26 protein-coding genes and 1 pseudogene are annotated in these 24,388 nt (G+C 57.8%); 19 read left to right on the top strand and 8 right to left on the bottom strand.

All coding sequences use genetic code 11. The features are described 5' to 3' along the window. The 13 genes from AWM79_RS25440 to gspM form a co-directional block, all read left to right on the top strand. A partial coding sequence (locus tag AWM79_RS25440) for a hypothetical protein (RefSeq protein WP_208599914.1) occupies positions 1 to 251 on the top strand: 251 nt, incomplete at its 5' end. 685 nt (positions 252 to 936) lie between these two features. Next, complete coding sequence (gene gbpA / locus AWM79_RS20150) at positions 937 to 2,385, top strand: N-acetylglucosamine-binding protein GbpA (RefSeq protein WP_060783623.1); 1,449 nt, start codon at positions 937 to 939, stop codon at positions 2,383 to 2,385. A gap of 239 nt (positions 2,386 to 2,624) precedes the next feature. After that, positions 2,625 to 3,140 carry a type II secretion system protein N gene (locus AWM79_RS20145; protein ID WP_060783622.1) on the top strand — a complete coding sequence of 172 codons (516 nt, stop codon included), beginning with the start codon at positions 2,625 to 2,627 and terminating at the stop codon, positions 3,138 to 3,140. Further along, positions 3,141 to 5,051, top strand: coding sequence for a type II secretion system secretin GspD (gspD, locus tag AWM79_RS20140; RefSeq protein WP_060783621.1), 1,911 nt, complete (start codon positions 3,141 to 3,143; stop codon positions 5,049 to 5,051). Further along, complete coding sequence (gene gspE, locus AWM79_RS20135; RefSeq protein WP_060783620.1) at positions 5,048 to 6,511, top strand: type II secretion system ATPase GspE; 1,464 nt, start codon at positions 5,048 to 5,050, stop codon at positions 6,509 to 6,511. Before gspD ends, gspE begins: the two co-directional genes overlap by 4 nt. 2 nt (positions 6,512 to 6,513) lie before the next feature. After that, a complete protein-coding gene (gene gspF, locus AWM79_RS20130; protein ID WP_060783619.1) occupies positions 6,514 to 7,725 on the top strand; it encodes a type II secretion system inner membrane protein GspF in 1,212 nt (403 codons plus the stop codon). Positions 7,726 to 7,728: 3 nt separating this feature from the next. Then, positions 7,729 to 8,169: a type II secretion system major pseudopilin GspG gene (gene gspG / locus AWM79_RS20125; protein WP_060783618.1), complete on the top strand. Its 441-nt coding sequence runs from the start codon at positions 7,729 to 7,731 to the stop codon at positions 8,167 to 8,169. A gap of 3 nt (positions 8,170 to 8,172) precedes the next feature. Next, a complete protein-coding gene (gspH, locus tag AWM79_RS20120; RefSeq protein ID WP_060783617.1) occupies positions 8,173 to 8,643 on the top strand; it encodes a type II secretion system minor pseudopilin GspH in 471 nt (156 codons plus the stop codon). After that, positions 8,633 to 9,013, top strand: a complete 381-nt coding sequence (gene gspI, locus AWM79_RS20115) for a type II secretion system minor pseudopilin GspI (protein ID WP_060783616.1) — start codon at positions 8,633 to 8,635, stop codon at positions 9,011 to 9,013. Before gspH ends, gspI begins: the two co-directional genes overlap by 11 nt. Next, positions 9,006 to 9,551 carry a type II secretion system minor pseudopilin GspJ gene (gene gspJ / locus AWM79_RS20110; RefSeq protein ID WP_060783615.1) on the top strand — a complete coding sequence of 182 codons (546 nt, stop codon included), beginning with the start codon at positions 9,006 to 9,008 and terminating at the stop codon, positions 9,549 to 9,551. The genes gspI and gspJ overlap by 8 nt, the downstream gene beginning before the upstream one ends. Continuing rightward, positions 9,548 to 10,408, top strand: a complete 861-nt coding sequence (locus tag AWM79_RS20105) for a type II secretion system protein GspK (protein ID WP_017130074.1) — start codon at positions 9,548 to 9,550, stop codon at positions 10,406 to 10,408. The genes gspJ and AWM79_RS20105 overlap by 4 nt, the downstream gene beginning before the upstream one ends. Next, entirely contained in the window at positions 10,405 to 11,499 is a 1,095-nt protein-coding gene (gspL, locus tag AWM79_RS20100) for a type II secretion system protein GspL (protein ID WP_060783614.1), read from the top strand. Before AWM79_RS20105 ends, gspL begins: the two co-directional genes overlap by 4 nt. After that, the gene (gspM, locus tag AWM79_RS20095; RefSeq protein ID WP_060783613.1) at positions 11,496 to 11,966 is read left to right on the top strand and encodes a type II secretion system protein GspM; all 471 of its coding nucleotides are present in this window, start codon (positions 11,496 to 11,498) and stop codon (positions 11,964 to 11,966) included. The genes gspL and gspM overlap by 4 nt, the downstream gene beginning before the upstream one ends. Before the next feature lie 145 nt (positions 11,967 to 12,111). On the opposite strand, the gene AWM79_RS20090 is transcribed toward gspM, so the two are convergent. The 3 genes from AWM79_RS20090 to AWM79_RS20080 all read right to left on the bottom strand — a co-directional run bounded on the left by AWM79_RS20090 (position 12,112) and on the right by AWM79_RS20080 (position 15,388). Next, complete coding sequence (locus AWM79_RS20090; protein ID WP_060783612.1) at positions 12,112 to 12,753, bottom strand: retron system putative HNH endonuclease; 642 nt, start codon at positions 12,751 to 12,753, stop codon at positions 12,112 to 12,114. After that, the gene (locus AWM79_RS20085; RefSeq protein WP_082712646.1) at positions 12,750 to 14,021 is read right to left on the bottom strand and encodes an AAA family ATPase; all 1,272 of its coding nucleotides are present in this window, start codon (positions 14,019 to 14,021) and stop codon (positions 12,750 to 12,752) included. The genes AWM79_RS20090 and AWM79_RS20085 overlap by 4 nt, the downstream gene beginning before the upstream one ends. Before the next feature lie 110 nt (positions 14,022 to 14,131). Continuing rightward, positions 14,132 to 15,388 carry an MFS transporter gene (locus AWM79_RS20080; RefSeq protein WP_244159665.1) on the bottom strand — a complete coding sequence of 419 codons (1,257 nt, stop codon included), beginning with the start codon at positions 15,386 to 15,388 and terminating at the stop codon, positions 14,132 to 14,134. A 138-nt stretch (positions 15,389 to 15,526) separates the two neighbouring features. Between AWM79_RS20080 and AWM79_RS24570 the strand changes: the two are divergent. The 6 genes and pseudogenes from AWM79_RS24570 to AWM79_RS20055 all read left to right on the top strand — a co-directional run bounded on the left by AWM79_RS24570 (position 15,527) and on the right by AWM79_RS20055 (position 20,125). Continuing rightward, positions 15,527 to 16,109: pseudogene (locus tag AWM79_RS24570) on the top strand (IS5 family transposase). Between the two features lie 838 nt (positions 16,110 to 16,947). Beyond that, positions 16,948 to 17,454 (top strand): saccharopine dehydrogenase NADP-binding domain-containing protein, encoded by a 507-nt coding sequence (locus AWM79_RS25745; RefSeq protein ID WP_244159580.1) that lies wholly within the window; start codon positions 16,948 to 16,950, stop codon positions 17,452 to 17,454. Continuing rightward, positions 17,438 to 18,310, top strand: a complete 873-nt coding sequence (locus AWM79_RS25740; RefSeq protein WP_244159579.1) for a saccharopine dehydrogenase C-terminal domain-containing protein — start codon at positions 17,438 to 17,440, stop codon at positions 18,308 to 18,310. Before AWM79_RS25745 ends, AWM79_RS25740 begins: the two co-directional genes overlap by 17 nt. Continuing rightward, the gene (locus tag AWM79_RS20065; protein ID WP_060783609.1) at positions 18,307 to 19,029 is read left to right on the top strand and encodes a hypothetical protein; all 723 of its coding nucleotides are present in this window, start codon (positions 18,307 to 18,309) and stop codon (positions 19,027 to 19,029) included. Before AWM79_RS25740 ends, AWM79_RS20065 begins: the two co-directional genes overlap by 4 nt. A 26-nt stretch (positions 19,030 to 19,055) precedes the next feature. Further along, on the top strand, positions 19,056 to 19,766 hold the full coding sequence (locus tag AWM79_RS20060) for a ferritin-like domain-containing protein (RefSeq protein ID WP_244159578.1): 711 nt from the start codon (positions 19,056 to 19,058) through the stop codon (positions 19,764 to 19,766). 41 nt (positions 19,767 to 19,807) lie between these two features. Beyond that, on the top strand, positions 19,808 to 20,125 hold the full coding sequence (locus AWM79_RS20055) for a hypothetical protein (protein ID WP_060784023.1): 318 nt from the start codon (positions 19,808 to 19,810) through the stop codon (positions 20,123 to 20,125). Between the two features lie 133 nt (positions 20,126 to 20,258). On the opposite strand, the gene AWM79_RS20050 is transcribed toward AWM79_RS20055, so the two are convergent. Genes AWM79_RS20050 through AWM79_RS20030 form a run of 5 tightly spaced genes read right to left on the bottom strand, consistent with a single transcriptional unit; the run spans position 20,259 to position 24,342 of the window. After that, complete coding sequence (locus tag AWM79_RS20050; RefSeq protein ID WP_060783608.1) at positions 20,259 to 21,485, bottom strand: beta-ketoacyl-ACP synthase; 1,227 nt, start codon at positions 21,483 to 21,485, stop codon at positions 20,259 to 20,261. Continuing rightward, positions 21,485 to 22,213, bottom strand: a complete 729-nt coding sequence (locus tag AWM79_RS20045; protein WP_017130079.1) for a 3-ketoacyl-ACP reductase FabG2 — start codon at positions 22,211 to 22,213, stop codon at positions 21,485 to 21,487. The genes AWM79_RS20050 and AWM79_RS20045 overlap by 1 nt, the downstream gene beginning before the upstream one ends. Further along, the gene (locus AWM79_RS20040; RefSeq protein ID WP_017130080.1) at positions 22,206 to 22,670 is read right to left on the bottom strand and encodes a hotdog family protein; all 465 of its coding nucleotides are present in this window, start codon (positions 22,668 to 22,670) and stop codon (positions 22,206 to 22,208) included. The genes AWM79_RS20045 and AWM79_RS20040 overlap by 8 nt, the downstream gene beginning before the upstream one ends. After that, on the bottom strand, positions 22,667 to 23,863 hold the full coding sequence (locus AWM79_RS20035; protein WP_017130081.1) for a beta-ketoacyl-[acyl-carrier-protein] synthase family protein: 1,197 nt from the start codon (positions 23,861 to 23,863) through the stop codon (positions 22,667 to 22,669). The genes AWM79_RS20040 and AWM79_RS20035 overlap by 4 nt, the downstream gene beginning before the upstream one ends. Then, positions 23,860 to 24,342, bottom strand: coding sequence for a hypothetical protein (locus AWM79_RS20030; protein WP_017130082.1), 483 nt, complete (start codon positions 24,340 to 24,342; stop codon positions 23,860 to 23,862). Before AWM79_RS20030 ends, AWM79_RS20035 begins: the two co-directional genes overlap by 4 nt. Positions 24,343 to 24,388: the final 46 nt, after the last annotated feature.

Here is a 24,388-nt window from a genome sequence, read left to right as displayed (position 1 = left end):
TCCAGGCCTTGTCCCATGCCGTTGACACTTCCTCGACCCATGATTCAGCCCTCAATCGATGGCAGGCAAGCGAATTCCTCGCAGCCAGCCAGTGGCGGTTCGGTAAAAGCCGACGGATCCAGCGTGTCGAAAACTTCAAGGGAGGTTGGGTGGGTGTAGCGCTGCTGCAAAGGTATATTCATTTTGTTATGCCTAGTCCTTTGGGCTTTTTTGGGCGGCTGTTCCTGCGTCACGTTGTTGTGTGCCTGTAATCGGACGAATATCAGGGCAATGACTGCAAGAAGAGCGGCTGGCCGTTCAAAGGCTAGCGTCCGGGTCGCCAAAAGTAAGTAGGAAGCGTCTGAAACAGACTTTGGGGTGGTGTGCCCCACAAATGAATGCTTTATGGAGGGCCCATCGGTTGCAGCCAATATAAGCACGTGGAAATGGAGTGCCAGCTCACTCGCGGCTAATGTGGGCTAGGAAACTATCGGTCACAATTGATGAGCAAAAAACGGCGTCGATGACAAGTCCCTATAGCTGCACCCATCCGCGGCTCATAATCATCAGCATGGTGGCTCACAATCACCGGAGTCCTTGTCGAATTATTGCTGACCATTCCTTCCTCATGATCGGAGTTGTCCGACAGCTAAAAAACTAAAAGTTCGTACAATGCGAAGCCTGATTCTCATTCGAAAAGTTACGGAGACAGGTGTCTTGATAGCTTTATCTGTAAGGCTATTTGTTTTCGTCTGTATGAATAATGAGAAGTTCCCCTCGAAGCTTTTGGTGTTCGGGTGTTATGTGTTTTTCAGGCTTTATAGTTTTTGAATACATAGGGTTGGACATCATGAGCAGAGTGTTCGTGATTATTAATGGGTGACATCAATAAGGAAACGGCGTGTACCGCGTTGGGATAGCGTTTCATCGCCAAATATGACTCTGGAGTTGGATTGCATGATAAAAAAACTTTCAAGTTCGGTATCGATAGGGGGTTCTTCCCTGGCCATGCTAGCGGCGCTGATCGCTTCGCAACAGGTGGCGGCGCATGGTTATCTGAGTGATCCACCTTCACGGGCCTATGCCTGTCAGCAAGGCCTCAACAAGGAGTGTGGAGGCGCTCAGTACGAACCGCAAAGCGTCGGTGAGACGTTCAAGGGATTCCCGGCGGGGGTGGGTGGAAGCCCGCTTCAAGGTCCCATCGACGGCAAGATTGCCAGCGGCGGTTCCGCCAACTTCGCCGCGCTGGACACCCAGAGCGCGACGCGTTGGCATCTGACCGAAATCAAGGACCGTGATATCGAGTTCACCTGGCAGTACACGGCGGCGCACCCGGCGACCAAACATGAGTATTTCATGACCCGCGCCGGATGGAACCCCAATCAACCCTTGAGCCGTGCCTCGTTTGACGCGACGCCCTTCTGCGTGGTCGATGGCCAGAATGCGCTGCCGGTTTCCGGCACCCGGCATGCCTGTGTTATTCCTCCGGACAAGACCGGCCATCACATCATCCTGGGGGCGTGGACGGTGGGTGATACCGATGCGGCCTTCTATAACGTGGCCGATGTGAACATTCTGGCCGAGGCGGTCGCGCCGGACGGCTGGAGCACCGTCGGTCACATCACGCCGGCGCCGGCCGCGTTGTGGGTGGGAGATGCGGTCAAGGCCCGGGCGTTTGGCGCCGATGGCGAAATCAATGAGCGGCGTGTCGAGATCGCCATCGATACCGCTGAAGAAGGCCGGCCTGAGAACTGGTCGTTCAAGCTGGCCGAGCAGATCAATCGCACCCAGGAACTGGTCCGCGCGGGTGTGCGTGACGAAGACGGCAATATTCATCCGATCAAGGGTGCGAACAAAGTCTTCGCCAAGGCCGAAAGCGGCGTCAAGCGCTACGAGTTGCAGATGGAGCTGAAGGAAGATACCGAGGCCGATCTGCGCATCTCGGCGGTGAGCAACGACTACTCGCTGGACAAGGGGCGAGTGACCTTGCCCGTGCCGATCCTTGGCAACCGCGCGATGAACGTCGAAGTCACGGTCTTCGATGCCAGCAACAAATCGGTGGGTTCCACCACACTGCAGGTGCAAGCCGGTGCGGCCTGGTTGAACGTGGATGTGCGTAGCATGCCGGGCACTCATCAGCTCAAGCTGGTCGGTACGACCGTCGATGGTCGCACTACGCGCCAGGACTTGGTGTCCATCGAACTGGGCGGCGAAGGGAGCGACCAGCAATACGATGCGGTCTATCCGCAAGGTATTGCCGACTACAAGCCTGGCACGACGGTACTTCAGGGCGACACGGTCTATGAGTGCAAACCTTTTCCCGCAGGAGATTGGTGCAAGATCAATAGTCACCACTATGTACCTGGGCATGGTTCCAATTGGCAAGATGCCTGGATAGTCAGATAACACGAGTATCAAGCACCTGAGGCAGCTTGTGGGTAAGTTGCTTCAGGTTCGTGTGTCGGCTTTTTATTGTGTTATCGATAATTTTTGAGCGTTTTTTAGTAGTGATGTTTGTGAATGTTTATTTTTGGTTTGAAATGGATGATTTCTATAAATAATAAATTTATATCTTCGGATAAAACGGTAGTACTTATGCAGATGAATAAATCGACGCCCTGGCGCATAGGCCGATGAATACCCGGATGACGCGGTATGCCGCGGTTCTGCCGCGAGTACTGCTGTGCTTGGCGCCGCTGGTATATGGCGCTTGGTTGGCGTGGCATGAGTGGGTATTTCGTCAGGCAATGCCAGCGGCTCCGGTCTTCAACTTCATCGCTGCGGCACCGGCACAAAGGCCCGAGCCACTCGACCCGGTGGCGGTTGCAACGGTGTTCGGCCTGTCGACCTCCGAGGCGCTGGCCCGTAGTGCCGAGCCGCTACAACTGCGCGCCAGTTTTGTCGCCAGCTCAGGCGCGTCACGGGCGTTGCTGGCCGGGGCACAGGGGCAGCGAATCTATCAAGTTGGCGACCGCCTGCCCGGCGGCAGTGTCCTGCGTCGGATCGAGGTTGGGCGCGTGGTGCTCTGGCGTAATGGGCGCGAGGAGTGGCTGGCCCTGGAGCAACCCGTCAAGCGGCTGTTGCTGGCGGCCGGCCCGAGTACCGGTGCCGAGTCTTCTATTTATCTGCGGCCAACGTCCGCCAAGCCTCAGAGTGAGTGAATGAACCCGTCCGCCAGAACCGCCATGGGGTGCCTGATCGTCCCCAGCCTGCTGTTGTCGATGCTGCTTGGGGGCACTATGGTGGAGGCCGAGGAGCCCCGATGGCAACTGGCAATGAACGATGCCGAGTTGCGCGATGTGGTTCGGGAAATGTCTTCGATTCTCGCCACCACGGTGGTCCTCGACCCGCGGGTGCAGGGTCGTATCACCGTGCTCTCGGAACAGGCGCTGGATCGTGAGGGTGTGCGTCGGCTGTTCTATTCCGTGCTCGATGCCCACAACTTCACGGTCATCGATGAGGGTGATCGTATCCTGGTCGCGCCGGTGGCGGATGCCCGTACCCGTGCCAGCAGCACCGATAACCGTGTGGCCGAGACCGGGCAGTTCGTCACCGAAGTGGTGACACTGAACAACAGTGTGGCCACCGAAATCGCCGGGCTGATGCGTCCGCTGGTGTCGGTCAATGGTTATGTCGGTCCTTCGGCATCGGCCAATGCCCTGGTCATCACCGATGGTGCCGGCAACGTCCGGCGTATCGCGAGGATCGTCCGGCAATTGGATGCCGGCCACAAAAATGCCCATGCCGTCGTGCCACTCAAGCATGGCCTGGCCGCTGACCTGGCTCGCGTGATGGAACAATCCCTGGGTAAGCAGGGGGCTGAGTCAGGCAGCCAGGTGATTGCCGATACGCGCAACAATCGCCTGCTGCTCATCGGCCCCGAGGTGGTGCGCAAACGCCTCGGCGAGCTGGCGCGTTCACTCGATACCCCCGCGCCGGCCCTCTCGGACAACGCCCGGGTGATCCGCCTGCGCCATAGCGATGCCAAGCAGTTGGCCGAGGTGCTGGATGCCATGGGGCCGGGGCTCGGCCAGGATGCCGGCGGTGCGGCTGGCCGGGACAGCTCGTCCAGCAAGGCGTTGGTCAAGGCCGACGAGAGCCAGAACGCGCTGATCGTGATTGCCGAGCCAGCCCAGGTGCGCACCCTGGAGAGCATCGTGCGCCAACTCGACCAGCCGCGTTCGCAGGTGCTGATTCATGCGGCGATCGTGGAGATTACCGGGGATATCAAAGAGGCTCTCGGCGTGCAGTGGGGCGGCAAATCCGGCAGTGTTCAGGGCAGTATCGCCTTTCCCGGCACGGACATTACCCTGCCGGGTTTCGAGGCCGGTACGCTACCGCGCGAAGGCGGCACTGTATTGCGTTTCGGTTCCGATCGTTTCGGCATGCTGGTGTCCGCCCTGGCTAGCAACACCCGCAACAATGTGCTGTCCACCCCCAGCCTGCTGACCCTGGACAACCAGGAGGCGGAGATTCTGGTTGGCCAGAACGTGCCGTTCAAGAGCGGCTCCTACCAACCTACCGACGACGGCAACGGCAAGCCCTATACCACGGTTACGCGCCATGATATCGGCATCAAACTGAAGATCCGCCCGCATATCAATGAAGGATCGACCCTGCGCTTGCGGGTCGAGCAGGAAAACTCCGAACTGACCAAGAGTGCCGAGATTACCGACGACCTGATCACCAACAAACGCTCCCTCAAGAGCACTATCCTGGTCGACGACGGCGAAATCATCGTGATCGGTGGCCTGATCAAGGACAGTATTCGCATCCAGGAAAGTGGCGTGCCGTGGCTGCGCAATATCCCGTACCTGGGCGCGCTGTTTCGCTGGAACAGTGAAACACACGAAAAAACCAATCTCATGGTGTTCCTCCGACCGAGCATCGTGCGTGGCAAGGAAGACCTGGTCGAAGTCAGCGCGCAGCGCTACAACCGATTGAGGGAACTCAGCCGGCCTTCGGCCCGCCAGGGTAATTCGCTGCTGCTGCCCAGCGATCCGGGGCAACTGTTCGACGGTCGTGAAGACGAGGCGATCGATCTGCGTCGGAACCAGGCGACAACACCATGAGAACACAATTGCCGTTCGGCTTTGCCCGGCGTTTTGGCGTGCTGCTGGAAGCCCAGGGCGAGACGGCGTTGCTGTCGATACGCGACGATACGCCGCTGACGGCCTTGTCCGAGGCGCGGCGGGTGCTCGGCCGGGACTGGCCCGTGCAGGTACTCGACGAACCGATGTTCGCGGCGCGTCTGGCTGCCTGCTACAGCGATGGTCAGAGTGCCGCCGAGCAAGTCGCCCAGGGCCTGGACGACGAACTGGACCTGATCAGCCTGGCCGATCGAGTGCCGCAGACCGCCGATCTGCTGGAACAGGAGGGCGATGCGCCGATCATTCGCCTGATCAATGCCCTGCTCAGTGAAGCCGTGCGCGAAAAGGCCTCGGACGTGCACCTGGAGACCTTCGAGCACAGTGTCTCGGTGCGCCTGCGGGTGGACGGCCAATTGCGCGAAGTGTTGAGGCCCCGGCGTGAACTGGCCACCCTGTTGGTGTCGCGGATCAAGGTCATGGCGCGACTGGATATCGCCGAGAAACGAGTGCCTCAGGATGGTCGGATGGCCTTGCGACTGGCCGGGCATGAGGTTGATGTGCGGGTCTCCACCCTGCCCACGGCCCATGGCGAGCGCGTGGTGTTGCGCCTGCTCGACAAGCAGTCCGGGCGCCTGCAGCTTGAGCGCCTGGGTATGCCGGCGCAGACCCTGGAGCGTTTCCGGCAAATTCTCGGCAAGCCCCATGGCATTTTCCTGGTCACCGGCCCCACCGGCTCCGGCAAGACCACCAGTCTCTACGCGGCGCTGAGCCATCTCAACGACCAGACGCGCAATATCCTCACGGTCGAAGACCCCATCGAGTACCACTTGCCGGGCATCGGCCAGACGCCGGTCAATCCCAAGGTCGAGATGACCTTTGCCCGTGGGCTGCGGGCAATCCTGCGCCAGGACCCAGACGTGGTGATGGTCGGCGAGATACGCGATCAGGAAACCGCCGCCATCGCCGTGCAGGCGTCCCTGACCGGGCACCTGGTGCTTTCGACCTTGCACACCAACAGCGCGGCGGGAGCGGTGACGCGTCTGCTGGACATGGGCGTCGATGCGTACCTGCTGGCGTCATCGCTGGTCGGCGTATTGGCCCAGCGCCTGGTGCGCACCCTGTGCCCCGCGTGTAAGACACCCTGTGCCGTGGACCTGGCGGCCCGCCAGCGCCTGGGTCTGGCCCCGCAGGCCACGGTGAGGCTGTTCAAGGCCGTGGGCTGCGAGCTCTGTCAGCAAGGTTATCGCGGGCGGACCGGGATCCATGAGCTGATCAGCATGACCCCGACCCTATCCGAGTTGATCCACCGTGGCGTCGGCGAACCGGAACTGGCCCGCCAGGCCCGGAGTGTGGCGCCCAGCCTGTTCCAGGACGGGCAACGGCTGGTCCTGGAAGGTCGCACCAGCCTTGATGAGCTGCTGCGCGTGACGCAAGAGGACTGAGAATGCCGACCTTCGATTATCACGCCCAGGACGTTCACGGTCGCCGCTGCCGTGGCCAACAGCAAGCCGAGAGTGCCCGGCACGCCCGGCAGTTACTGCGCGAGCGTGGCCTGTTGCCAAGCGAACTCAAGGCGGCCCGCGAGCCCGGTGCCGCGCTCGGCGGCCATGGTGGCGGGACACGCCTGGGGGCGGCTGAGTTGGCGTTGTTGACGCTGCAATTGTCGACCCTGATCCAGGCCGGGCTACCACTGGAAGAAGCCTTGCGGGCAGTTGCCGCGCAGAGCGAGAAGCGCCGGGTCAGCAGCCTGCTGGCGGCAGTCCGGGGCCGGGTGATGGAGGGTTATGAACTGTCCTCGGCCCTGGCCGGTTTTCCCCGAGCCTTCCCTGAGTTGTTCCGCGCCACGATTGCCGCCGGCGAGCGCTCGGGGCACCTGGGGCAGGTGCTGGAGCAACTGGCGCACTACACCGAGGCTCGCCAGCAATCACGGCAGAAGATCCAATTGGCGCTGGTCTATCCGCTGATCCTCCTGCTGGCGTCCCTGGGCATCGTTGGCTTTCTGCTGGGCTATGTGGTGCCGGATGTGGTGAAGATCTTTATCGACGGTGGTCGTGAGTTGCCCTGGTTGACCCGTGGGCTGATCGGCCTGAGCGATGGCCTGCGTGATTACGCGATGCCGATCCTGTTCGGCTTGATCGCTCTGGGTCTGTTGCTGCGCGGCGCCTTGAGCCGCCAGTCCGCGCGCCTGCGCTGGCATGCCTGGCTGTTGCGCCTACCCCTGGCGGGTGGGGTTTTTCGCGCCGTGGAGGCGGCACGCTTTGCTAGCACCCTGGCGATTCTCTGCAAAAGTGCGGTGCCGCTGGTGGATGCCCTGGAAATCTCCGCCACGGTGATCGGCAACTTGACGATTCGTGCGCGCATGTTCGAGGTTGCCCGGTCGGTACGCGAGGGCGGCACTCTGACCCGGGGCCTGGAGCAGAGCGGCGATATTCCGCCGTTGATGCTGCACATGATCGCCAGCGGCGAGCGGGCAGGCGAACTCGACGGCATGCTGGCGCGTGCCGCCGAACAACAGGAGAAAACCCTCGCGGCCCGTATTGCGCTGGTCGTGAGTCTGTTCGAACCGGCGATGCTGGTGGTGATGGGCGGCGTTGTGCTGCTGATCGTCATGGCCATTCTGCTGCCGATTCTCAGCCTCAACCAAATGGTGAATTGACCCATGAAAGTTTTTGGAACCTCTGTGCAACGCGGCTTCACCCTGATTGAAATCATGGTGGTGGTGGTGATCATCGGTGTGCTCGGGGCACTGGTGGTCCCGCAGTTTATGGGTCGTACCGACCAGGCCAAGGTCACGGCTGCGCAGACCGATATCCAGTCCATCGGCACCGCGCTGGAAATGTACCGTCTCGACAATTTCAACTATCCCTCGACGCAGCAGGGGCTGGAGGCCCTGGTACGCAAACCGTTGGGCACGCCGGAACCGAAGAACTGGAATCCCCACGGCTACCTGAAGCGTCTGCCGGTCGACCCCTGGGGCACGCCCTACCAATACCTGAGCCCAGGCACCCGCTCCAAGTCCTACGACCTCTATTCCTTCGGTGCCGACGGCGTGTCCGGCGGCGAGGAACAGGCTGGCGATATCGGCAACTGGGGAAGCTGACCGATGCACGGGCGTTCGCGTGGCTTCACTTTGCTGGAGTTGTTGGTGGTCGTGGTGATCATGGGCGTGGTGGTCGGTCTGATCGGCTTCTCCATGAAACCCAGCCCGGCCCGCCAGGCCCGCGATGAAGCCGGCGCTCTGGTGCAACTGCTGCAACAGTTGCGTGAGCTGGCCGTGCTCGATGGCCAGGAGTTCGGCTTGCGTATCGATGCTGGTGGCTATCAAGTGGTGGTCTTTGAACATCCTGACTGGCGTTCGGCGGGCGCGCCTTATCGGTTGCCCGATGGGCTTTACTTCCGCCTGGAGCTCGAAGGGCGACCGCTGAAACTTGGCAACCGCCTGAACCAGCCACAGCTGCTGGTGCTCAGCAGTGACGAAATGAGCGCCTTCACCTTGCATTATGAAACGGCCCAACGACGTTGGCTGAGTGTCTCGGGGGACGGTCTTGGCGATCCGGCCATCGATGAGAGCTGAGCGCGGTTTTACCTTGCTGGAAGTCATGGTCGCCTTGGCGGTATTCGCTCTGCTTGCCGCCGCCGTGCTGTCGGCCAGTCAGTATGTATTGCAGCAGGCCGGCACCCTGCAGGAGCGTCTTTTCGCCAGTTGGCTGGCGGATAATCAGTTGACCGAGCTGCGTCTGCAACCTTCTGTGGCGCCGGGTCGGCAGCAACTGGTGCGACACTTCGACCGACGTCAATGGCGCCTGAGTCAAAGCCTGACACCAGCGTTCGATAAACGCCTGATCAAGGTCGAATTGGAAGTCCGCCTCGGCGACAGCCAGCACGTGGTGTATCGCGGCACAGGCTGGTTGTCGAACGTGGAGGGTTTGTCCCGGAATGAATAGGTCAGCCGGCTTTACCTTGCTGGAGCTGGTTATCGCCCTGGCGATTTTCAGCCTGCTAAGCCTCGGCTGCTGGCAGTTGTATGACGGGCTATTGCGGGTCCAGAGCCAGGTGTCCCAGCACCAACAGGCATTGCGCAACCTGCAACGGGCGATCAGCGTGCTTGAACGGGATGTCTTGCAGGTCGCCGTGCCCAGGGGCGCGGCGTTGCTGGGATTACGTCAGGGCGTCCTGAGCCTGCAACGGGGCAACTGGCGCAACCCTCTTGACCAGCCGCGCAGCGAGCGCCAGGAGGTCAGCTATCGCCTCGAAGCCGGTACATTGTGGCGACACAGTCGCAGCCCCGAGTCGGCGACAGTCCAGCGACAGGTCCTGCTCGCGGATGTACGGCGATTGCAGTGGCGATTCTACGACGCCAAGCTCGGTTGGCGTGGCGACTGGCCAACCACGGCCAGTCAGCCTCGGGCCCTTGAGATCACCTTGTCCGCCGGACGCTTCGAACAGATCCGCCGGGTCATCCCGTTGCCGGAGGGCCCATGATGCCAATGCCACAGCGTGGGGTGGCGTTGATCAGCGTGCTGTTGATCATGGCCCTGGCGCTGCTGCTGACCGCCGGCCTGCTGCGCAGCCATCGCCTGACCTTGCACAGCAGCGCCCAACATATCCATCAGGTGCAACTGCGACAGTGGGCACTCGCGGTGGAAGATTGGGCCGGGCAGCTTCTGCACAACCCACAGCTGGCCGCGACGCAGAACATCAACTTGTCCCAGGAGTGGGCTCGCCAGCCAGTGGCTTTCAACATTCCCGACGCCCAAGTGCGGTTGGAAATCGAGGACCTGGCCGGGCGCTTCAACCTGACCCCGTTGCTCAGGCCCGGCAAGGCCGACGAAATTATTCTCGCTCGTTGGGCACGGTTGCTTGAATTGCTGGAAATTCCAGCCATCGATCTTACGCCGCTGCGGGGCACCGAAGTCAGCGACCCGAGTCAACTGCGGCTGATTCCTGGCGTGGACCGGACGAGCCTGCAACGCCTGTTGCCTTGGATCGCCCTGTTGCCGGGCGATGCGACCCTGAATATCAACACCGCTGGCGTGCTGCTGCTGTCGACCCTGGAAGGCGTGGCGGCCACCGAGGCCCGGACGCTGATCCAGCAACGTCCCGCCGAGGGATACCTCGATGCAGGTGCTTTTGCGCTGGTCTCCGGTCTTCAGGGCCGGGGCATCGCCAGCCATGGCTTGGGTGTCGGCAGTCGCTGGTTCAGAGTTACCGTGGACGTCAGCGCCGGACGCAATCACCTACGGCTGGTCAGCGATCTGGAGCGCGACCCGAAAACCCATCGCATGCGCGTAGTACAGCGCCGTTTTCCAGCCCCGACCCACAGTGAACCGCCGTCATGAACCACTGGCTTTACCTTTATCCCTCCGGGCTCGATATGCCGGGTACCGACTGGCCGGTTGCTTGCTGGCGGGGCGCCGAGGAGCCGAACGAAATGACCCTCGTCGAGGCCGCCAAGGCATTGGCGGGACAGTCCATACGAGTGGTCCTGCCGATGGAAGCGTGTAGCTGGTTACGCAGCGAGCCATGGCCCGGGCGGCGGCAACCGACCGTCCAGGCGCTGGCTTATGCGATTGAGGAGCAATTGGCGGATGACTTGGAAAACCTGCATATCGCCGTGGGCCTGGCTGACCAGGCGCGTCGTTACCCGGTGCTGGTGATCGATACGGGGTGTCTGCGCGCTATCGTCGACCTGCTAGAGGGGTTGGACCTGCACCTCGCCAGCGTCCAGGTCGATGCTGAATTGCTGCCGGCTGATCAGGCCTATGGCGTCTGGTGGGGCGGTCGCTGGCTGTTCGGTGGTGCAGCGCAGGTACGCCTGGCGTTGCCGGCGTCGACGTTACAGTGCCTGCGCCCGCGACTGCCGGTCGATGTTTGCTGGTTGGGACCGTCGCAAGCGTCCGAGGTCCGGGCGCTGCTGACATCGGCGCAGGGCACGGACTTGCTCCAGGGTGCGTTTCGACGCACCGGCGGTCGCCGACCCTGGCCGCTGTTGCTGGTTTCGACGCTGGCGCTGTTCGCCCTGTCCTGGGGCTTTACCCAGGCACGCAGCCAGTACCTTGAAGACACCGCCGCGCATTTGTATGAGCAAAGTGTCCAACGTTTTCAAGCGCTCTACCCCGAGCAGACTCGTATTGTCGATCTGTCGGCACAGCTCAAGGCGCTGGCTGCTGGCGATGCACAAGCGCCCCGGCAAATGGCGCGCCTGGTGCAACTGGTCGAACAGGTGGTCGGTGGCGCCAGTGTCGAGGTGCAGCGCATCGAGTACCGGGCCACCAAAGGCTGGACGGTGGTGCTGACGGCGAACAGTTTCACGGAGTTGGAGCAATTGCGTGAACGCGGACGACAAAGCGCGCTGCCGATCCATCTGGGCAGTGCGAGCAAGGACCACAAGCGTGTGCAAGCGGTGCTGACCCTGGAGGAGAACGGATGATCAGGCGCCTGTATGCCGCTGTTGCGCCAATGCTGGGCGAGCGTTGGCGAGGCTTGGCCCGGCGCGAGCGCCAGCTATTGGGCGGGCTGGGTATTTTCCTCCTCGCGGTGATACTGTTCAGCGGCCTCTGGCAGCCGACGCAACGGCGTCTGGAGCAGGCGCATCGGCTGTATCAACAACGCTTGGTCCTGGCCGCCGAGGTACAGCGTGTCCGGCCAGCGGCGGTACGGTTGGCCTCGACGCAACCGTTGTCCAGCCGTCTGGGCGAGACCGCGTTGGCCGCCGGGCTTGAATTGCAGCAACTGGACCAGGAGGGACAATCGCTGCGCGTGACGATCTCGGGAGAGGCCCTGGCCCTGCTCGGTTGGCTGGACCAGATCGAACAGAGCGGAGCGTTGTTGCAGACCCTGAGCCTGGAAAAGCGCGACAAGCTGCTGGAGGCGAGGGTGGTGTGGCTCACCGATTAGTGGCCTGTACGGTCAGCTCGTTAGCTCAAGTTCGGATGCCGCAGATCCATGGCCAAGGCGCGGTGACAGGCCATAGCCGATTATGACGAGCAACAGCAACGCCGGTCAGGGGCTTGTGGCGCAAAAATTGGCTAACAGAGCTAACCTACGCACTCATCAATTGTTCCGCATAGCGGGCAATAACGTGGCTGAACGGCACTGGGTGATCGTTTTCGACCCAGCGGAAAAACTCTATGGTTCTACGCAAATCCTCTTCGCTGGCATCAATCAGGAAATCGTTATCGAAGAAACCCAGTAATTGTTCTTCCCGGCGGTTGTTGAGATAGGCAATATCCAGAGCCAGTACCTCGATCATTTTTGTGGCACCGGCATCGTTGGTGAATGCCTGTATTTCACCCGTGAGCAGGTAGCAAAAACGCTGCTCACAGTTTTGCTCGAGGGGCGAGATATGAAGCTTTTCCTCGAACCAGTTGCCCTTGCGATGACCGCAATGCAGCGGATTGCCCGGTTTGGTTTCCCTCAAGCAGGAGGCGTGCAGATTTTCGTAGTCCAGCGCCAGATGTTCGAAGTGTTCCTGTGGACGGAAGTGCTCGATATGGCTGCTGTGCAGATCAATTTCCCGACCGCAATAGCAGCAGGCATGGCGCTGCTCTAGTAGCAGGCTCAGGTGCAGATCACGCTTCTGCGGATTTTGCAGTGTCTCGTAGCTAGGTTGCCAATCTTCGTTTGCAGAGGCTTTCCAGTCGGTGAATGAAGCAGGCTCAGTTCCTTTGATCACTTGCTTCATTTGCCGAGTATCTCCTTGCGTTTGAGCAGGGCTTCGGCTCTGGCGAATTCGGGGAGATCGGGAGCTTCTGCTTTCAGGCTGAGCAGACGTGCTTTGGCCTCTTCCAGATTGTTGTTTTCCAGCGCGCGGAACAATTCGCTCAGCAGGCTTTCCACTTTCGGTTCGCGTTGCGATACGCCCATGACTTCTTCTAGTACGCGGCTTGAATCAAGTCCGTAGGATACGCGTGGGTGCGAGCTGTCACCGTTGTCCAATACGATGATTTCTTTTGGGCGCAGGCTACCAATGATTTGCGGCGAATGGCTGGCCACGATGAACTGGACTTTCGGAAAGGCGGTCTTCAAGGCGCGGACGATGGTGCGCTGCCAGGCTGGGTGAAGATGGATATCCAACTCATCGATGATGACCACGCCCGAGGTGTTCCGCAGGACGTCCTTGCCCATGTGCGGGTTGAGAATGCACATGCGGCGAGCGATATCGGCGATCAGGGTGATAAGGCCGCGCTGACCGTCGCTGAGGTCGTTGAAAGGTACAGTTTTGTTAGTGTTAAAGCTCACTAAGAGGTTGCGCAACTCAAGATCATATTCGATACCTTGAGATTCAGGTAGAGCATACTTTAATGCAGCGTTGACCCATTGAAGTTCATCTTCGTATTTTTCCGGTGTACCCTTGGAGCGAGATAGTCGCTGGAGACGTTCTAAGGTTTTTCCGATCATCCAGCCTTCAAAATTTTTTAAGTTAACTGCCGAGTTTGACCAGTCAATGTATCCGTCAAGCCTGGAGATTTTAGTCGTTGCTGCAATCTCAGGAGATACGCCTGAAGAGCTCCAGCGCCGGTCGGCTCTGTAGAAAGCGAGTACAGGTAGATCAATCTGCTCGCCATTGTCGATACGCTTTAGCTCTTTTGATGCGGCCATGTGGAAGTTGGTATCTGGGTTTGGTTGCTTGTCCTTGCGATCTTTAAGTACAGTTAGGTTGGTTACGCCAAACAAAGAGCCTTTGCTATTAATCTGGAGAGGAAAACGCCGCTCAAACCTGACTCGTTCATCAAACCGGTCAATGCTAAAACGAACGTCTCTTTCTGTAATGCTTATATTTCCTTTTCCCATCACCGTAGCGAAATGGTGGAAACTGGAAGCCACCGCCTGCAACAACGAAGTCTTGCCACTCCCATTGATCCCCACCACCAAGTTGAACCCTGGTTGGAAATCAAAGTGAGCATCCTCGTAGCAACGAAAATTCTGAATATGTAGATGGTCCAGGCGCATGCTGGCTTCCTTTAGCAAAACGAACAGATGCGCTCAGTGTACCTTGGTGCGCCGCAACCGCTAGCGGCGCATTTGTCTCTGGTGACTGACAGAGCTAGCCACACAGGCCATCAGGCTTTTAGGTTGACCGCCAGCACCGGCAATCGTGCCAGCTTCAGCGCCACTAGCAAGGCCAGCACCAGCAGTCCACCGATAAACAGGCCAATACCGTTCCAGCCCGCGTAGTGCCAGGCCACGCCGCCCAGGGTGCCGGCGATGCTGGAGCCGGCGTAATAGCTGAACAAGTAGAGCGATGACGCCTGGCCCTTGGCTTTCAGCGCCCGACGCCCGATCCAACTGCTGGCCACCGAGTGAGCACCGAAGAAACCGAAAGTGAACAGCAGGACCCCGACGATCACCACTGTTAGAGGCAGGGCCATGGTCAGCGCGATCCCCACCAGCATGATCAGGATCATCGTCCACAGCACCTTGCGCCGGCCCAGTTTGTCGCCCAGGGAACCAATTTTCGCCGAACTGTAGATCCCTGACAGATAGACAATCGACAGCAGGCCGACAAAGGCCTGGCTCAGGCTGTAGGGTTCGGCCAGCAGGCGATAGCCGATGTAGTTGAACAGTGTCACGAAGGCACCCATCAACAGAAAACCTTCGAGGAACAGCCACGGCAGGCCGGCGTCGCGAAAGTGGATGGTGAAGCCATTGAGCAAGTTGCGGGTATTGAGCCTGCTGGGGCGGAAGTTGCGCGATGGCGGCAGGATCTTCCAGAACAGGGTCGCCGCAATCAGCGCCAGGCCGCCGATCAGCAGCAGGGCGGTGTGCCAACTGACGAAGTCGATCAGTACCCCGGCGATCAGTCGCCCGCTCATCCCGCCGATGGCGTTGCCGCCGATATACAAACCCATCGCCAGGCCAATGTGCTGGGGGTGAATCTCCTCGCTCAGATAGGTCATGCCGACCGCCGCCAGGCCGCTCAACGACAGCCCCACCAGCGCTCGCATCAGCAACACGCTCTGCCAGTTGGGCATGAACGCTCCGAGGAGGGTGAACAGTGCCGCGCCGAACAAAGCGACCACCATCACCGGCTTGCGCCCCAGGCTATCGGAAATCGGCCCGGTGATCAGCAGGCCGATGGCAAGCATCGCGGTGGCCACCGACAGGATCAGGCTGCTTTGGGCGGCGTTGATACCGTATTCCTCGGACAGCACCGGCATCATCGGCTGCACGCAGTACAGCAGGGCGAAGGTGGCGAAGCCGCCGCTGAGCAGTGCCAGGACCGTGCGCCTGAACGCCGGAGTACCTTTTTCGATATAGCTGACATTGGGTTGGGCGACAACATCATCCGGCGCGCCAGGGGAAATTTCATGGAGCAGTGAAGCAACAGCAGTTTTCACGGAGGACCTCGGAGGAGCGGCCGATCAGGCAATGGAAAAAGCATATAGCTGGCTAACTATTCTTTCCAATATATTGTTCGATCTGTTTGATAGGTTTGGCGATTCAATGAGGTATTTGTGCAGTGGCGCCACCTCGTTGCAGTGGCCGAGGAGCTGCATTTTGGCGGTGCCGCGCAAGTGCTTGGAATCTCCCGGCCGGCGTTGTGCCGGCAGGTTAGGCCACTAGGCCGCCGTCGCGGAGGCCTGACGCCCCAGGATTCATGTGCTTTGTGAGGCTAACGGCATACCGCTGGGTTTTCTGCTTTCGGGCAGACGGGCCAGTGGTATCTCGCATGTCCAACCACTGGTCGATGAAGCCTATGTCTCCAGCTTGCGCGGTCGCCCCGGCAAACGCTGTCGCTGGTTTCGGGCTGACAAGGGCTACGATGCCCAAGCCCAGCATCGCTACTGTGACCGTTATCGGATGCAGACGGCAATCCCTCTGCGATCCATGAAACGCAACCCCAGACCTGACTCGCCTCGCTTGTTTGATCAACCGACATACTGGCGGCGCAACATCATCGAACGAGTGTTCGGCTGGCTGAAAGAAAATCGCCGCATCGTCACACGTTTCGACAAACTCACAAAAAATTACGCGGCAATAGACTCATTAGCTTGTGCTATACGGTGTTTTCGACACTGTTTTTCGCACAGTGCCTAATATCTGCGTGATGCAGCGTCAGAATATTCTGCCTAGTGGCTTGTACGGTGAGTTCGTTAGCTCAAGTTCGGATGCCACCCGTCCATGGCCAGGCGCTGTGACGAGCCATAACCGGGCTATGGCGAGGAACAGCAACGCCGATCAGCGGCTTGTGGCGCCGAAATTGATTCATAGAACTAACCACACAGGCCACTAGAGACACAACTATATTAAAAAACAAATGGTTGGCGTTGTTTTTGTAGCTGTTGAAATTTGACGAAGCCGTTGGCTGTGGGAAGTTTGAAGTAAAAGAACACGAATATTCTGACAAGACCGGGCTCGACAATGGCGCGCTTAGTGCTTGTAAAATATATTCGTACTGAGTCACAATTTTTACTGAAGGATTATTTTACAATTTTAGATAAAGTGTTTGGTGATTAAAAAATGAACTCACCTCTCAGTCATCATAAAATATATTAACTATATGAAAAACAGATGGTTAACATTATTTTTTGTCGCCGTTACAATTTTGCAGAGCCGTTGACTGTGGAGGGCGGAAGAAAAAAACACGAAGATTCCGGCAAAATCGGGCTCCATAACGGCGCGTTTAGTACTTGTCAAATCTAACGGTGCTGAATTACGATTTAGCTTGAAGGATCACATTGCAGTTTTAGAAAGGATATTTAACGATTAAAGTGATGAATACGCCCTCTCAACTGTCATCAGTCTGATAGCGAATTTTCACGCATGCAACAAGCTACGTGACGGTCATGATGAGTGCTTAATTTTGCCAACATCGTTGGTTGATTAGGTCTGTCTCGATTTTGATGTCCGGAAAAAAAAGCTCAAGGAGCTTCATATGAAGACCATTGAACATATAGTGATTGTGGGTTTTGGAAGTATTGCTCAGGCATTGATGCCACTTCTAGTTGATCGATACAATTGCACCATTACAATATTTGAAAAAAATATTGATCTCACTAAAGAAAAAATCGCCAAAGAATTCAGTGCCTCGATAATTAAAAAAAACATAACGCCAAAAAATTTTGAGGCGACTATAGCGCCCTGCTTAAATGGAAAAGCATTTCTTTTGAATTTGGCGGTCTCAGTGTCTAGTGAAGCGCTCATCAGACTTGCGCAGCAACATGACTCGCTTTACCTAGATACCTGTATAGAACCATGGGAGTACTTGGGGAGTGGTGATTCTTCTCTGATAAGCAATTTTTATTTGCGAGAGAGAATCAAAAAATTCGGAGCCGAAATAAAAAGTGGCTGCTCCACTGCGATCATTGCTCACGGCGCGAACCCTGGTTTTATCTCGGTGCTCTTAAAAAAAAGCGCTGGTAAATATGGCCGCGATAAATAATATTGAATTCAGTCCTCAAAATCACCAAGATTGGGCGTTGCTGGCAAAAGCGCTAGGAATACGTGTAATCCAAGTTTCTGAGCGGGATACGCAAGTAGCAAATACAGATCGATCAGGGGATCACTTTATGTGCACCTGGTCGGTTGATGGTCTAATTACCGAGTGTTTACAGCCGGCAGAAATGGGGTGGGGAAGCCATGAGAACAAATTGCCTGATGGCAGCGCGCTGAACGCCTATTCGCTGTCGATGAAAGAGCAGGGGCGTGAAGTGCTAGTGAAGAGTTGGTCACCTAACTACTTGGATTTTTACGGCTACTTACTTACTCATAATGAATCATTATCGATCGCGGAATACCTTACCGTTGGGAATTGCATAAATCCCGAATACAGACCTACGGTCTACTACGCGTATCATCCCTGCGATCAAACAGTCGCTTCTATGGAATTACTAAAGGCGGGAAATGAGGGAGACATAGGCTCTAAAGAGGTACTCAAAGACAATATAATGTCGGGCATAGATGAGCTCGGCATATTTCTAATCAGTGATACTTGCAAGTCATTCTGGCTGGGTTCAAATCTCTCGATAGGCAAAGCGAGAAAAATGGCTAAATATAATAGCGCAACCAGCCTGCAAGTGGTTTCGAGCATTATTGCTGGAATGGCGTGGGCCGAGGCCCATCCAAGAGAAGGATTGTTAGAGACGGAAAAGTTAGATTGGCAATTTATTTATGAAATCGCAGAAAAGTATTGGCAACCCATCATCTCACAGGAAATAGACTGGAGACCTACTCACTCCGAAAATTCCTTGGCTTTCGAAAAATTCTTGCATGAATCTACTTCGAGGATAAAAAAATGACTCTACGCACTGATTTTTCGATACGCTCCACCCCAGACGCATCTACTGTATTGTCTGGCTTTATCTTTCCTGACACCGATCTTTCTCCTGATTTAAGACAGGAATGGAAGGAAGTATTCTTTGATTCAATAATTACAGAATATGATGCCAGGCGACTATACTGGTATTTGGAGGGACAATACCCAGATGTGTTTTGCAGCTTAGTGGATGTTTTGAATCCGTGGCTCAGGGATGAAATTGATCACGCCCATGGATTTTCAATTATATATTCGTCCTATGCAAAAATATCTTTTGATGAGGTTCTCTTAAGCGCAGAGTTAAGAAAATCAGATTTTAGCATTGTTGAATCAATAGCGGTCGACCCATTAATGCTTCTAGTTACCTTGGCCTATGACGAAATCATCATCACTCACGTTTATCATCGCAGTATCGAAATGTATGACGCTTTTGAATCCAAGCAGCTATCGAAGTGGATACGCAAAACAAAACAAGATGAAGTGGCACATTTTTTTTCCTTTGTGCAAAAGGCGAAAGAAATGTTTCCTGAAAGATTGCACGAAGTATCTGGAATGTTAGAGGAGATTTTCAAGATGGATTTTGAAAAAGAAAGCTATACGGGAACATTCGTTCTTGATCACAACGCGCCAGATTTCCCAATAAGAAAGGATGAAATACAAACTATGATAATCCCGGCAATCATTAAAAAATTCAGCAACTGAACAACCGATATATTAAGGTGCCATGTATGATGCCTATAGGTTTTCTAAAAAAAAGGAATTGGAGCGCCAGGCTGATTTTTGAGGATATCGCAAAGAGCGGTTGGATCAATCCTGGGATCGACTCTTCTTTTAAAGATTTTTTCATGGCTGATCTTGTCTCAGAATATGACTCGATCCACTTGTACAATTTTCTTTACTCGCGGCGTAAAGATTTTTCCCCCTATTTTGTGCAATACCTGGATTTCTGGTATGCCGATGAGCGTAATCACGCCGATGGCTTTTTTGAATTAAATCGCCTTATCTTTGGTCTGTCGGAAGTTAACCTGCTTCACGAGATACAAGGGCGCACCGCTGACTTCGCAGGGATCGAGAGTATTCTATCGAGCGAGTTCAATTTACTGTTGATGTTTGCTTATGATGAATACGTATCTGTAAAAACGTATAAGAAAGACACGTTTTATGATGGTTTCGGCCACTCAGGTTTTAAGGACTGGATCAAAAATTTGATTGCCGACGAAGCCATACATTTCGGAAACGCTGTAAAAATACTAAAAGCTTACCATGGCGAAAAATTTCACGAATCTGAGAGTGTCCTCCAAATGATTTCAAGTTTCGAGGGTGGCGGTTATAAAAACACTTTCTTATTTGATCACGACGGCCCCCACTTCTTGCTGAGAGACGATGAAGTTGGCGATGTCGTTATTCAGGAAATATTGCAAATATTGCACAAGAGGTGAAAGTGAAGAAAGAATATTACACGGCTTTGGCACTGGCGCTTATGGTGTTTGGAGAAATTCTGACTATTTACAGTGAAGTATATGCCGCAAAACTTCCCGGAAAATTTATGGACAGTCCTGGTATGTTTGTCAAGCCCATAGTTTGGATTTGTGTTGCGGGAATAAGTTTGATTTTTGCCTATTGGCTTGGTTATCAAGCCACAGGCAATATTTGGGTAGTCACTGTGGTATCTTTGACGTTGCTATTGATACTGGAGCCAATCGTCATCTATGCCATGCTCAAAGAGTTACCACAAAGAGGGGCCGTTATAGGTTTTGTACTGGGTGCCATAGGATTAATCGCAACGGTAACTTTGTAACTTTAACTGGAGTTCATAGGTAATGGTCCCCCGTACAGGCCACTAGGCGCTTCACGCCCGGTTGCAACGCCAACGCCTTATAATCCGCGTAACCGTCAGCCATCACGTAGCCTCGATAACGGTCCAACAGGCATCAGGACCAGCGACGAAACACCAGCGAGGTGTTCACGCCGCCAAAGGCAAAGTTGTTGTTCATCACATACTCGTTGCTCATCCGCCGAAACTTGCCGCGCAGGTAATCCAGCTCGCCGCATTGTGGGTCGAGCTGGTCGAGGTTCAGGGTATGGACGTAGCTGTCGCGGTTCATCATCTCGATGCTGAACCAGGACTCCAGTGCGCCGCAGGCGCCCAGGGTGTGGCCCAGGAAACTCTTCTGCGAACTGATGGGCATGCGGCTGCCGAACAGGCTCTGGGTCGCCAGGGTCTCGGCGATATCGCCTTGTTCGGTGGCGGTGCCGTGGCCGTTCACGTAGCCGATGGCATCGGGGCTAAGACCCGCGTCCTCCAGCGCCAGCTCCATGGCCCGACGCATGGTGGTCTGCTCCGGTCGAGTGGCGTGCTGGCCGTCGGCGTTACTGCCGAAACCGACGATTTCCGCGTGAATAGTGGCGCCTCGAGCCTGGGCATGTTCAAGCTCCTCAAGCACCAACATACCGCCGCCTTCACCGATCACCAGGCCGTCGCGGTCGCTGTCGTAGGGACGCGGGCTGGTGTGCGGCGCATCGTTTTTCAGGCTGGTGGCGTAGAGCGCGTCGAACACCATGGCTTCAGTCGGGCACAGCTCTTCGGCGCCGCCGGCGAGCATCAGCGGCAGGCGGCCGAACTTGATCGCTTCGTAGGCATAGCCGATGCCCTGGCTGCCGCTGGTGCAGGCACTGGAAGTGGGGATCAAGCGCCCAGTGAGGCCGAAAAAGATGCTGATATTGGCCGCCGTGGTGTGGGGCATCATGCGCACGTAGGAGTTGGCGTTCAGTCCCTCGGCCACGGAGTTGATCAGCATCATGCCAAAGGCCTTGATCTCGTCGGTGCTGCCGGTGGACGAACCGCAGGCCACGCCCATGCGCCCGTCGCGGATGCTCGTGTTGTCCAGCAGACCGGCATCGGCCAGGGCCATTTCCGCAGCGCCGACGGCGAAGCGCGAGACCCGGCCCATGCTCCGCAATTGCTTGCGGGTCCAGTGGGAGGGCACCGCATAGTCATCGATGGGGCCGGCCAGGCGAGTGTTCAGTTCAGTGAAGCGATCCCACTCATCCATGCGCCGGATGCCGCTGCGGTTGGCGCGAAAGTGGGCTTCGATACTGGCCCAGTCGCTGCCCAGCGAGGTAATGCCAGCCATGCCGGTGACGACGACGCGCTTCATCAGCACAGGCCTCCGTTGACAGCCAAAACCTGGCGGGTGATATAGGCCGCTTCCGCCGACATGAGAAAGTTTACCGCTCCGGCGACTTCTTCCGCAGTGCCCATGCGCTGTGCGGGAATCATTTTCAGCAGCTCTTGCACGGGCACGTTTTCATCGAGCATGGCGGTGTCGATCAGGCCCGGAGCGACGCAGTTGACGGTGATCCGGCGTTTGCCCAACTCGATGGCCAGGGCCTTGGCGGCGCCGATCAAGCCGGCTTTCGAGGCACTGTAGTTGACCTGGCCGCGATTGCCGATCAACCCCGAGACCGAGGTGATGCAGACGATCCGCCCGGCGGCGCGGCGGCGGATCATCGGCATCATCAGCGGATGCAACACGTTGTAGAAGCCGTCGAGGTTGGTGCCTAGCACCTGGTCCCAGTCGTCTTCGGAGAGGGCCGGAAAGGCGCCGTCGCGGGTCAAGCCGGCATTGAGCACCACGCCGTAGTAGGCACCGTGGGCCTCGACATCGGCTTCGAGAATTGTTCGACAGGTCGGGCGGTCGGACACATCGAATTGCAGCACCCGGGCATTGCGCCCCATGGCCTGGATTGCGGCTTGTACCGCGTCGGCTTCGGCGCGGCCACTGCGGCAATGCAGTACCAGGTCATGGCCGGCCTGGGCCAGGCGCAGGGCGATAGCGCGGCCAATGCCACGGCTGGACCCGGTGACCAGAATGGATTCAGTCATGCTTGGATTCCTCTGATTCGTTGAGATAAGCGGCGGCCAGTGGCGGACGGAACACGTTCAGGCGGGCCGAGGCACGGATAGCCGGGCCGGTCAGCAGGCATTCGAACACGCCCATGCCGTTGCCGTCTTCCAAGGAGCGTTGGGCGTGAATGGTCAGCTCGCTGCCTACTGGGAAGTGTGCCACGTTGCACTCGAACTTGCGGGTGCCGAGCAGGAATCCAAGCTCCACCGGCCGGTTCGCGCCACGGGCGTGGCAGCCGGCATAGGCGGCCACGCTTTGGGCCATCAGTTCGATTGCGATCCAGGCCGGTAGGCTGCCGTCCTCGCGACTGAACAGGCCGTCTGGGCGCACGGTGAGACGCGTATGGATCTGTTCTTCATCGAACGCCAGGACTTGCTCGATCAGGATCATGTCGCCGGCGTGGGGCAGCAATTGGGCGAGCGACCAATCGATCATGGCGCGTCTCCGATAATCAGGCTGACGTTGTTGCCACCGAAGGCAAACGAGTTGCTCATTAGCCGGCGTGGGGCCGTGGGATCGAGACGCTGGTGTGCGTCGACCCAGTTCAACGGCGGCAGCGCCGGATCCGGCTGGCCGTCCCAGATATGAGGTGGCAGCGCGCCGCTCGGGTTGTCAGCACTCAGGGTCAACCAGCAGAACGCCGCTTCCAGCGCCCCGGCGGCGCCGAGGGTATGGCCGGTCATGGGCTTGGTCGAAGAGCATGGCACGCCGTCTGGGAACAGGCCGGCCACCGCCAGGCTTTCCATGGCATCGTTGTGCTGGGTCGCGGTGCCGTGCAGGTTCAGGTAGGCGATCTGCGCCGGCTGCAGGCCGGCTTTGTGCAGGGCCTTGGCCATGGCACGCGTCGCCCCCTGGCCACTCGGTTCCGGGGCTGAGATATGGTACGCGTCGCTGCTGGCACCAGCGCCCAGCAGGGCCAGCGGCTGCGCCTCGGTGGCCCGTCTGCTCATCAGGAACAACACGGCGGCTTCGCCGATATTGATACCGTTGCGGTTGACCGAGAACGGATTGCAGCGTTGCCCCGACACCGCCTCCAGCGAAGTGAAGCCGTTGAGGGTCAGTTTGCACAGACTGTCGACTCCGCCGCACAGGACAGCATCGCACAGGCCCAGGTCGATTAGGCGCTGGGCGCTCATCAGCGCGCGGGCGCTGGAGGTGCAGGCGGTGGAAATCACATAGGCCGGGCCGCTCAGTTGCAACCAATCGGCGAGAAAGTTGGCCGGGGCGCCCAGTTCCTGTTGCTGGTAGTCGTAGTCGCCAGGGAATTGCCGGTTGCGCAAATAATCGGCGATACCGCGACTGGCCTCATCAATGCCCGAAGTGCTGGTGCCCAGGACAATACCGATGCGGTCGCGACCATAGGTGTCGATGGCTCGCTGGATCGGCTCGGCGATCTGCAACGTGGCCTCCATCAGCAACTGGTTGTTACGACTGCGTTGTGCGCTGAATTCAGGCGGGATCGCCGCCAGCTCACCGCGCACGGCGGCGACCGGCAAGACCCGATCAGGAACCCAGCCGCTTTCGTCGCGGATGCCCGAGCAGTCGCCGGCGAACAGGTTGCGGGCGATTTCGCGCTTGCCGCGGCCAAGGGCACAGATCAGCCCGAGTGCATTCAGGTAGGCGGTCATGGTGTGCCCTCGTTCAGCGGGCTGATGCGGTAATGCAGACCTTGCGACAGCTCGAGGCTGAAATCCAGCGGCTGTCGATAACGAACCTGCCACTGTTCACCGAGGCTGCGTTGTGCCGGCTGCTGGCGGGCAGTCGGATAGTTATCAGGCAACTCGGCGGGCGGTGTCAGCGCGAACAGCAGCGCGGCGAAGAGTTCGAGGGCCTGCGGGTTGGGTGGCAGCAGGCCGTCGGCCTGCCAGTCGCCGTCATGCAGGCGCTGGCGTGCCAGTGGGATACCCAGCGGGTCCATCAACGACCAGCGCAGGCCACCGGCTTCGCGCTGGATCACCAGCAGCCAGTCCTGTCGTGCGCCGTCCTGCTCGCGTTCGATATGCAATTGCAGAGGCAGGGGCAGGGTCGGCGTATGCGCGGGCAATGGCAGTCGGCTGGCGCAGGCGCCCAGCAACAGGAAGCAGCTCAGCAGCAGTGCGCGAATCATTCGGTATGACCTGCCAGTGGCTTGCGCGCGACCACGTTGCCCCGCG

The organism is Pseudomonas agarici (assembly GCF_001543125.1).
Classification (GTDB): Bacteria; Pseudomonadota; Gammaproteobacteria; order Pseudomonadales; family Pseudomonadaceae; genus Aquipseudomonas; species Aquipseudomonas agarici.
Note: the sequence above shows the minus strand (reverse complement) of the source record. Positions and strands in the feature narration are given on the sequence as shown.

Excerpts from the sequence above, each read along its gene's own strand:
- AWM79_RS20050 (WP_060783608.1), bottom strand. The coding sequence starts at position 21,485 with ATGAAGCGCGTCGTCGTCACCGGCATGGCTGGCATTACCTCGCTGGGC.
- AWM79_RS20065 (WP_060783609.1), top strand. The coding sequence starts at position 18,307 with ATGACTCTACGCACTGATTTTTCGATACGCTCCACCCCAGACGCATCT.
- gspF (WP_060783619.1), top strand. The coding sequence starts at position 6,514 with ATGCCGACCTTCGATTATCACGCCCAGGACGTTCACGGTCGCCGCTGC.
- AWM79_RS20085 (WP_082712646.1), bottom strand. The coding sequence starts at position 14,021 with ATGCGCCTGGACCATCTACATATTCAGAATTTTCGTTGCTACGAGGAT.
- gspI (WP_060783616.1), top strand. The coding sequence starts at position 8,633 with ATGAGAGCTGAGCGCGGTTTTACCTTGCTGGAAGTCATGGTCGCCTTG.
- AWM79_RS20060 (WP_244159578.1), top strand. The coding sequence starts at position 19,056 with ATGATGCCTATAGGTTTTCTAAAAAAAAGGAATTGGAGCGCCAGGCTG.
- gspH (WP_060783617.1), top strand. The coding sequence starts at position 8,173 with ATGCACGGGCGTTCGCGTGGCTTCACTTTGCTGGAGTTGTTGGTGGTC.
- AWM79_RS20040 (WP_017130080.1), bottom strand. The coding sequence starts at position 22,670 with ATGATCGATTGGTCGCTCGCCCAATTGCTGCCCCACGCCGGCGACATG.
- AWM79_RS20045 (WP_017130079.1), bottom strand. The coding sequence starts at position 22,213 with ATGACTGAATCCATTCTGGTCACCGGGTCCAGCCGTGGCATTGGCCGC.
- AWM79_RS20055 (WP_060784023.1), top strand. The coding sequence starts at position 19,808 with ATGGTGTTTGGAGAAATTCTGACTATTTACAGTGAAGTATATGCCGCA.
- AWM79_RS20090 (WP_060783612.1), bottom strand. The coding sequence starts at position 12,753 with ATGAAGCAAGTGATCAAAGGAACTGAGCCTGCTTCATTCACCGACTGG.
- gspE (WP_060783620.1), top strand. The coding sequence starts at position 5,048 with ATGAGAACACAATTGCCGTTCGGCTTTGCCCGGCGTTTTGGCGTGCTG.
- gspM (WP_060783613.1), top strand. The coding sequence starts at position 11,496 with ATGATCAGGCGCCTGTATGCCGCTGTTGCGCCAATGCTGGGCGAGCGT.
- AWM79_RS20145 (WP_060783622.1), top strand. The coding sequence starts at position 2,625 with ATGACGCGGTATGCCGCGGTTCTGCCGCGAGTACTGCTGTGCTTGGCG.
- gspL (WP_060783614.1), top strand. The coding sequence starts at position 10,405 with ATGAACCACTGGCTTTACCTTTATCCCTCCGGGCTCGATATGCCGGGT.
- AWM79_RS20030 (WP_017130082.1), bottom strand. The coding sequence starts at position 24,342 with ATGATTCGCGCACTGCTGCTGAGCTGCTTCCTGTTGCTGGGCGCCTGC.
- AWM79_RS25740 (WP_244159579.1), top strand. The coding sequence starts at position 17,438 with ATGGCCGCGATAAATAATATTGAATTCAGTCCTCAAAATCACCAAGAT.
- gspG (WP_060783618.1), top strand. The coding sequence starts at position 7,729 with ATGAAAGTTTTTGGAACCTCTGTGCAACGCGGCTTCACCCTGATTGAA.
- gspD (WP_060783621.1), top strand. The coding sequence starts at position 3,141 with ATGAACCCGTCCGCCAGAACCGCCATGGGGTGCCTGATCGTCCCCAGC.
- gbpA (WP_060783623.1), top strand. The coding sequence starts at position 937 with ATGATAAAAAAACTTTCAAGTTCGGTATCGATAGGGGGTTCTTCCCTG.
- AWM79_RS25745 (WP_244159580.1), top strand. The coding sequence starts at position 16,948 with ATGAAGACCATTGAACATATAGTGATTGTGGGTTTTGGAAGTATTGCT.
- gspJ (WP_060783615.1), top strand. The coding sequence starts at position 9,006 with ATGAATAGGTCAGCCGGCTTTACCTTGCTGGAGCTGGTTATCGCCCTG.
- AWM79_RS20035 (WP_017130081.1), bottom strand. The coding sequence starts at position 23,863 with ATGACCGCCTACCTGAATGCACTCGGGCTGATCTGTGCCCTTGGCCGC.
- AWM79_RS20105 (WP_017130074.1), top strand. The coding sequence starts at position 9,548 with ATGATGCCAATGCCACAGCGTGGGGTGGCGTTGATCAGCGTGCTGTTG.